Here is an 8,073-nt window from a genome sequence, read left to right on the forward strand (position 1 = left end):
TTTGTTTTCTAGTAAAGAATAAACCACGTAACTTCTGTTTAAAGTTAATACTTCAAATAATGTAAAATACAAGGACAATAATTTATTCTTATCAGGATAATTAGCATAATTCTCATCTTTTTGGAGAGTAGAAATTGTATTTTCAAAAAACTTAGTCCAAATAGATTGTTTTATAGCATCGAGAGAACCAAAAAACGAATAAAAATCCGATTCTTCGATAGCGTTGTTTTTACAAAAAACATATACATTTTTTGTATTATGATTGTTCTCTAAAACATCATTCATATATAAACTAATGATTTTATTATCATCAATTATATCTTTTTTTGATTCCATTTTTTTTGCAGTTGCCATAATCATTTGATTAAATATCTTACACAAAGATAGTTATTGTCTAACTATGAATTGAAAAAGCTAAACAAAATTTATGTTAAATATTTTTCAAAAAAAATGAAATAAAAAAAAGCTGTTTCATGAGAAACAGCTTCTAAAATATTGTGATAAAAAGATTAGTTACCAGATTCTTTTTTAGCGTCATTTACCATCTTGTCATTTGCAGTAATTGCAAACTCTACACGACGATTTTGAGATTTTCCTTCAGCTGTTTCGTTAGATGCAATAGGATCTGCTTCTCCAAGTCCTGAAGTATTAAAACGAGAATTTGCCAATCCTTTTCCTGACAAATACGATTTTACAGAAGCGGCTCTTTGTTGAGATAATTTCAAATTATAATCATCGGCTCCTGAACTATCTGTATAACCATATATTTGAATATCTGTATCTGGATATTCATTAAAAACTGGCACTAATTTATCTAAATTTGCTTTGGCTGTAGATGTTAATGTTGATTTATTAGTATCGAAACGAATTGAATTTTCACCCAAAGTCAGTTTGATTCCTTCTCCAACTCTTTCTACTTTTGCACCAGGCAAAGTTTCTGATATTTTTCTGGCTTGTTTATCCATTTTGTTACCAATAACACCACCGGCAACACCACCAATAACACCACCTAAAACAGCACCTAAAGCGCCGTTACCACCTTTTCCGATGTTGTTCCCTAAAACACCACCTAGTATTGCACCTCCAACTGCGCCAATTGCGGCTCCACGTTGGGTTTTATTTGTGTTTTTTACTGACTCGCAACCTGATAAAACAGTTCCTAAAAGAAACGAAAGCGAAAGTATGTATATAATAGACTTTTTCATATTTGTAGTTTTTAGTTTGATTTTTTAAATTGATAAACGATATTCGTCATTTTGCCACCAATGTTTATTTTATCAATCAGTTTGAATGATTCAGCAGTTTGATCAGCAACCGTAAGAATGTAACCTTGTTGCATTTTTTTAGCTTTTACACCTTCAGCCAAAAACTTTAATACAAATTGTCCGTCTTTGTTTACATACCATTTAATTTTCGAAGCGAAAGTCGTGCAATTAGCTTGTGTTAAAGCCATATCACCCGAATCATTGTTTGAAATAAATTTCCACGTACTACCTTCGAAACATTTTGAGTCAGCCAAATCGAAAGAAGTGATTTTAAACACATCCGAACCTGAATAAGTTACAGATGCGATTGTCCAATTTCCCTTGATAGCCACTTGAGATTTCCTGTCAACATTTGTTGCAGCCGCGGGAGCGGGAGTTTTACAAGAACTAGCTACTAAAGCTAATGCGAAAAATAAAATTAGTTTTTTCATATTTAGATTAGATAATTTAATAGGAACAAATTTATGAATAATAATCCGACAAAGATTGTAAAATTCCTTTATTTATTTGTAAAATTACGACCACGTCAATTTGTCATTTTTATTGTTTTGGCACTTTATTTGACAAAAAATCAATTATAAATTTAACAATAAAAATCTAAATATTATGACAACAGGAAAAATTAATGTTTCGGTAGAAAACATATTTCCCTTAATCAAGAAATTCCTATACAGCGATCACGAAATTTTCTTGCGTGAATTAATTTCTAACGGAACCGACGCCACTTTAAAACTAAAACACCTTACAAGCATTGGTGAAGCCAAAGTTGAATACGGTTCTCCCATTATTGAAATTAAAATCGATAAGGAAGCTAAAAAAATTCATATTATAGACCAAGGTCTAGGAATGACTGCTGATGAAGTAGAAAAATACATCAATCAAGTGGCATTTTCTGGGGCTGAAGAGTTTTTAGACAAATACAAAGATTCTGCGAAAGATTCAGGAATCATTGGTCATTTTGGTCTTGGTTTTTATTCTGCATTTATGGTTGCGGAAAAAGTTGAAATTATTACAAAATCATACAAAGACGAACCTGCTGCGCATTGGACTTGCGACGGAAGTCCTGAATTTACTTTAGAAACTGCTGAAAAAACCACTCGTGGAACCGAAATCATCCTGCACATTGCCGAAGATTCTTTAGAGTTTCTAGAAGATTCTAAAATTTCTGGTCTATTAAATAAGTATAATAAATTTATGCCTATTCCGATTAAATTTGGAACTAGAACAGAAAAAATAGAACAAAAGAAAGGTGATTTTGTTGAAACAGAAGACAAAGAAAATATTTTTACAGAAGTAGAAGCTGATAATATCATTAACAATCCGAATCCAGCTTGGACAAAGCAACCAACGGATTTGACCGATGCTGATTACAAAGATTTTTACCGTGAGGTTTATCCAATGCAGTTCGAGGAGCCTTTGTTTCATATTCATTTGAATGTAGATTATCCTTTCAACCTAACTGGAATCTTGTATTTCCCAAAATTGGGTTCAGATTTACAAATTCAGAAAGATAAAATTCAGTTGTATCAAAATCAGGTTTATGTGACCGATAATGTAGAAGGAATTGTTCCCGAATTTTTAATGATGCTTCGTGGTGTGGTCGATTCTCCAGATATTCCGTTAAATGTTTCTCGTTCGGGATTACAAGCAGATGGCGCGGTGAAGAAAATATCGAACTATATTACTCGTAAAGTTGCCGATAAGCTAAAAGCTCTATTCACAGAAAATCGTGAAGATTTCGAACAAAAATGGAATGATATAAAAATCGTTTTAGAATATGGAATGCTTTCGGAAGAGAAATTTTACGAAAAAGCAGGTGCTTTTGTTTTGTATCCAACGGTCGATGGTAAATATTTTACTTTAGATGAAATAAAAGAAAACTTAAAGGAAAACCAAACCAATAAAGACGGAAAATTAGTTGTTTTATACGCAGGAAATAAAGAAGCACAGCATTCTTATATCGAAATTGCAAAAGACAAAGGTTATGAGGTTTTGTTATTAGATTCTCCAATTATCTCACATTTGATTCAAAAAATTGAAAGTGACAATCAAGATATAACTTTCGTTCGTGTCGATTCAGATCATATTGATAATTTGATTAAGAAAGAAGAAACTACGATTTCTAAATTATCTGATGAAGAAAAAGAAAGTCTAAAAACATCTTTAGAATCATTTATTCCCAAAGCATATTCAGTACAACTGGAAGCTTTAGACAGCAATGCTTCACCATTTATCATCACACAACCAGAATTTATGCGCCGTATGAAAGAAATGAGTCAGTCTGGCGGTGGTAGTATGTTTGGCATGAGTCATATGCCAGAGATGTACAATTTAGTAGTAAATACAAATTCTGATTTAGCTACTTCAATTTTAAATAACAAAGACAAATCGGCACAAGAAAACTTGGTAAAACAAGCTTTAGATTTGGCAAAATTGTCACAAAACCTTTTAAAAGGAGAAGAGTTAACTGCTTTTGTAAAGAGAAGTTTTGAATTGATAAAATAATGTTTATTTAGTTATTTGTTTAATCATTTATTTTAAATAAGCCTGTGAGTGAGAACTTACAGGCTTTTTTTATCAAAAATTAAACCTTTTTATAACTTCATAGTCTTACTTATAAACTATTAAGATTATGAAAAAAATAACCACTATCCTATTTGTGTTTCTAGGAATTACATTAGGTTTCTCTCAAGAAAATGACATCCCAGAATTTACTGGTGATAATTTTAGTTTAGAAGGCGCTCTAGCCATTTTTAAAAAATCTACTTCGTTAGAAGAATTCGAGAAACTTATTAATGAAGAAAACAACAACGTAAACAATCTCGATTTGAATAACGATGGCAACACCGATTATATAAATGTAGATGACATTAAAGAAAACGATACACACGTAATTATTTTAAGTACATATTTGAGTGAAAATGAAAAACAAGACATCGCAACAATTGGTATCGAAAAAACCGGAAACGAAGAAGCAACACTACAAATAGATGGTGATAACGAATTGTATGCCGAAAATACTATTGTCGAGCCTTTTGACACTCAAGATTCGATAGGCAAGTCTAAATCTGGCTCAGCTATGCCAGAGATTATTACAACTAATGTTATGGTAAATGTTTGGTTTTGGCCAAGTGTTCGTTTTATTTACTCTCCAAGATATGTCGTTTGGATTTCGCCACACCGTTGGGGATTTTATCCAAGATGGTGGAAACCTTGGAAAACACATCATCATCATATTTTTTATAAAAGATGTGCACCTCATCGTGTGTACTATCACAAAACGTCAGTTCGTCGCGTAGTTGTAGCGAGAAAAGTATATGCACCTAGAAGACACTCTTCTACACTTGTTATTAAAAGTCGTCGAGGAACAGCGGTAGTTCACAAAAACAAGCGTGGTAATGTAAAAGCAGTAAAAGTTTCAAGACGAGGAAGACACTAATTTCAAACTTTTCATTATGAACAATAACACTCTCTGGTCTTTGCGATTGGGATTTTCTAACAAGCAAGCTCAAACTATCGCGAGTTTGGGTTTGCAAAAATTCTTAGAAAAATCATTTCAGGCAAAATACGATTCTCAAGTTCCTGCTTTTTTAGACAATAGTCCAAAATCGTTTACAGAGTTACGTAACATTCGTCAAAAAATAAAATCTGATCCCGAGAGCGCAAAAGAAATGCTTAAAAAAGAGGTGCAAGTTTCTAATGAAATGAAAGCATGGTGGATTAAGAAAATGATGACCAATGAGTTTCCGCTTCAAGAAAAAATGACCTGCTTCTGGCACAATCATTTTGTTTCTACTTATCAGAAAGTGAAGGTGAATTATTGGGTTTTTCAGCACAATCAATTATTGCGAGAAAATGCTTTTGGCAATTTTAAGGAACTCACTAAAAAAGTTTTAAAAAGCAATGCCATGGTTCGTTATCTTGACAATGTAGATAACCGAAAAGACAAACTAAATGAGAATTTAAGTCGAGAATTATTAGAATTATTTACCCTTGGAATTGGAAATTATACCGAAAGTGATATTAAAAATGGAGCAAAAGCATTAGCGGGTTTGGGAATTGGCGAAAATGAAGCGCAATACCGTCCCATTTTCGAAGACAATGATACCATCACTTATTTAGGAAAAACAGGGAAATTTAAAGCCGATGATTTAGTAGATATTATTTTCGAACAAAAAAATGTTCCTTATTTTATTACACGAAAAATCCTGAAATGGTTTATTTATGACAATCCATCAACTGAATTAATTACTTATTATGGTGATTATTTTAAGAAAATGAACTTCGAAATAAAACCTTTGTTAACCAAAATTTTTACCGAAGAATTTACTAAAAAAACAGCAGGTTCAAAAATTAAGAATCCGTTAGAATATAGCTTACAACTTATTTCAGAATTACATATCGAATTAGAAAATCCAAAAATATTAGTTTTATTTCTTCGAGAACAAGGAATGGATTTATTTAATCAACCCAATGTAAAAGGTTGGGTTGGCGGTAATTCTTGGCTCACCTCGCAAGTGTATTTGCAACGAAATAATGTTGCCGATTTGTTTTGTAGTGGTAGAACTATTAATAGAAAAATGTTTAATGGTGAAGAAAAAGACAATAAAGTACAATTTCAAAAAACAAACATTAAACTGGATTGGAATAAAAGTGGAAACAACAAACAAATCATTGCTGAACTAAAAGACCGATTATTATTTGAAACTGATGAAAACACTCAAAAAGATTTCGAAAAAATACTAAAGTACGATTTCGATTCTAACACAGAAGGTTCTGAAAATGCAGTCTTGCGATTGTTTAATGCCATGGTAAAAACTCCTGAATACCAACTTATTTAATACTAAAATCATGAACAGAAGAAACTTTCTCTCGCTTACAGGAACTTTTACTGGCGGTGCTTTGTTGTTACCCGATTTTTTGTTTGCTTTTGGTTCTCAACAAAATCTAGTTATTGGAGAACAATGTTTGGTTTTTGTACAATTAAATGGTGGAAACGATGGCTTAAATACTTTTATCCCGTTCCAGAATCCTTTGTATTATGATTTGCGCCCAAAGATAGCTTTATCAAAAAATGAAGTCATTAGTACTACACAAGGAATGGCTTTTCATCCTGCTCTAAAAAGTTTTGCAACAATGCAACAAAACGGTGATTTGGCTGTGATTCAAAATGTGGGTTATCCTGAACCTATTCGTTCCCATTTTCGAAGTCAAGAAATTTGGCAAACAGGCTCGGCTTATAACCAGTATTTAGATGATGGCTGGCTAGGGCGTTATTTAGATTTACAATGCAAAGAACATCAGCCAACAGCTGGAATTAATCTAGATTCGATAGATAATTTAGCACTAAAAGGACAAGAACCTAATTCGATTACAGTAAAAGACCCGAATCGATTTAAGACCAATAATGAAAACGATGATTCAGTTCAATTGTCGACTAATCCTCAATTGGACTTTGTACGAAAAATAGCCAACTCAGTTACAGAAGGCTCCGACGAAATTCAGAAAGCATTAGCAAAATCTACATCGGAAGTGAGTTATCCAAAAACTGGATTGTCTAAAAATTTAGAATGGATTGCAAGATTAGTAAAAGGAAATTTGAACTCGAAAGTATATTATACTTCACTCGGAGGATTTGACACACACGACAATCAATTGGCCATTCACAATAATAAATTGACAGAACTTAACGATGCGATTTTTAGTTTTTATACCGATTTAAAGAATGCTAAACTCATACAAAATGTAACTATTGTGATTTTTTCAGAATTTGGCCGTCGCGTAAAAGACAATGGCAAAGGAACCGATCACGGAACGGCTGCGCCTATGTTTATTATTGGCGGAAACAATACGGGAAAAGTAATGGAAAACAATCCGAATCTTTCTGATTTAGATAATGGAGATTTAAAACATGAAGTTGATTTTAGAAGTGTATATGCTTCGTTATTGGAAAATAAATTAAATTTTGATGCTACAAAAATTGGCATTCAAAATAAAAAAATAGAAGGTTTGTTTTAAAAAGAGAAACTAAAAGTCATTATCTTTTACTTCAATTTCTTTAGCTAAGGCTGAAAATAGTTTTTCTATTTCTAAAGGTTTCCAAAGAATACCATTAAACAAATTCGAGTTTTCTTTATCTTCTTTTGTCATCACATCAGCAGTTACAGCAAATATTGGCGTATTGTTATTTAGATTTTTGTTAGATCGAATAAGTTTTGTAGCTTCAAAACCATTCATTTCCGGCATATGAATATCCATTAGGATAAAATCATATTTTTTTTGTTGGGCTAATTTAAATGCTTCTTTTCCATTTAAGGCATGATCTGTAATTATACCCCAATTGGATAGTAATTTTTTCATAAGCAAAGCATTCATTGGGGTGTCTTCAGCAAGTAATGCTAGCTTGTTTTTTAGTTGATAGGAATTAGTTTTTGTTGTAATTATTTCTTGAGATACTTTTCTTACTTTAAGTTCAAAATAAAACTCAGAACCTTCTCTTACTTTACTCTTTACTTTAATTTCACTATTGTGCAATTCTATTAATCTTTTTACAATAGCTAATCCAAGACCCGTTCCGCCTTGTTTTCTAGTCATTATCGGCTTAATTTGGGAGAAGCTAACAAATATTTCTGATATGTCATTTTCTGAAATTCCTTCTCCCGTATCTGTAATTTTAAATAATATTGTGTCAAATTCATTTTCTTCATTTAACACTTTTACTATGAATTCTACTTTACCATGATCTGTAAATTTTATAGCATTACTAATCAGATTACTAAATATTTGGGATAATTTCGTTTTGTCTAAA

General features: G+C 31.9%; 7 protein-coding genes and 1 pseudogene. 4 read left to right on the forward strand and 4 right to left on the reverse strand.

The window, feature by feature from the left end:
* From ACH2BG_RS06030 to ACH2BG_RS06040, 3 genes and pseudogenes are all read right to left on the reverse strand, one after another.
* Positions 1-336, reverse strand: a pseudogene (locus ACH2BG_RS06030) (TetR/AcrR family transcriptional regulator); the annotation flags it as partial.
* 173 nt (positions 337-509) lie between these two features.
* Complete coding sequence (locus ACH2BG_RS06035; RefSeq protein ID WP_395046816.1) at positions 510-1,205, reverse strand: OmpA family protein; 696 nt, start codon at positions 1,203-1,205, stop codon at positions 510-512.
* A gap of 11 nt (positions 1,206-1,216) precedes the next feature.
* Positions 1,217-1,696, reverse strand: a complete 480-nt coding sequence (locus ACH2BG_RS06040; protein ID WP_395046817.1) for a lipocalin family protein — start codon at positions 1,694-1,696, stop codon at positions 1,217-1,219.
* A 175-nt stretch (positions 1,697-1,871) separates the two neighbouring features.
* Between ACH2BG_RS06040 and htpG the strand changes: the two genes are divergently transcribed.
* From htpG to ACH2BG_RS06060, 4 genes are all read left to right on the forward strand, one after another.
* Complete coding sequence (gene htpG, locus ACH2BG_RS06045) at positions 1,872-3,770, forward strand: molecular chaperone HtpG (protein WP_395046818.1); 1,899 nt, start codon at positions 1,872-1,874, stop codon at positions 3,768-3,770.
* 127 nt (positions 3,771-3,897) lie between these two features.
* Positions 3,898-4,704 carry a hypothetical protein gene (locus ACH2BG_RS06050; RefSeq protein ID WP_395046819.1) on the forward strand — a complete coding sequence of 269 codons (807 nt, stop codon included), beginning with the start codon at positions 3,898-3,900 and terminating at the stop codon, positions 4,702-4,704.
* A 16-nt stretch (positions 4,705-4,720) separates the two neighbouring features.
* The gene (locus ACH2BG_RS06055) at positions 4,721-6,106 is read left to right on the forward strand and encodes a DUF1800 domain-containing protein (RefSeq protein WP_395046820.1); all 1,386 of its coding nucleotides are present in this window, start codon (positions 4,721-4,723) and stop codon (positions 6,104-6,106) included.
* A 10-nt stretch (positions 6,107-6,116) separates the two neighbouring features.
* On the forward strand, positions 6,117-7,283 hold the full coding sequence (locus ACH2BG_RS06060; RefSeq protein ID WP_395046821.1) for a DUF1501 domain-containing protein: 1,167 nt from the start codon (positions 6,117-6,119) through the stop codon (positions 7,281-7,283).
* 9 nt (positions 7,284-7,292) lie between these two features.
* Here ACH2BG_RS06060 and ACH2BG_RS06065 read toward each other — a convergent pair.
* Positions 7,293-8,073 (reverse strand): ATP-binding protein (locus ACH2BG_RS06065; protein ID WP_395046822.1); only part of this gene is annotated, 781 nt, incomplete at its 5' end.

The sequence above is a fragment of the Flavobacterium sp. genome (assembly GCF_043779715.1).
Lineage (GTDB): Bacteria > Bacteroidota > Bacteroidia > Flavobacteriales > Flavobacteriaceae > Flavobacterium.

What these genes read in the sequence shown, in the direction of transcription:
- ACH2BG_RS06060 (WP_395046821.1), top strand. Translation starts at nt 6,117, where the DNA reads ATGAACAGAAGAAACTTTCTCTCGCTTACAGGAACTTTTACTGGCGGT.
- ACH2BG_RS06040 (WP_395046817.1), bottom strand. Translation starts at nt 1,696, where the DNA reads ATGAAAAAACTAATTTTATTTTTCGCATTAGCTTTAGTAGCTAGTTCT.
- htpG (WP_395046818.1), top strand. Translation starts at nt 1,872, where the DNA reads ATGACAACAGGAAAAATTAATGTTTCGGTAGAAAACATATTTCCCTTA.
- ACH2BG_RS06050 (WP_395046819.1), top strand. Translation starts at nt 3,898, where the DNA reads ATGAAAAAAATAACCACTATCCTATTTGTGTTTCTAGGAATTACATTA.
- ACH2BG_RS06055 (WP_395046820.1), top strand. Translation starts at nt 4,721, where the DNA reads ATGAACAATAACACTCTCTGGTCTTTGCGATTGGGATTTTCTAACAAG.
- ACH2BG_RS06035 (WP_395046816.1), bottom strand. Translation starts at nt 1,205, where the DNA reads ATGAAAAAGTCTATTATATACATACTTTCGCTTTCGTTTCTTTTAGGA.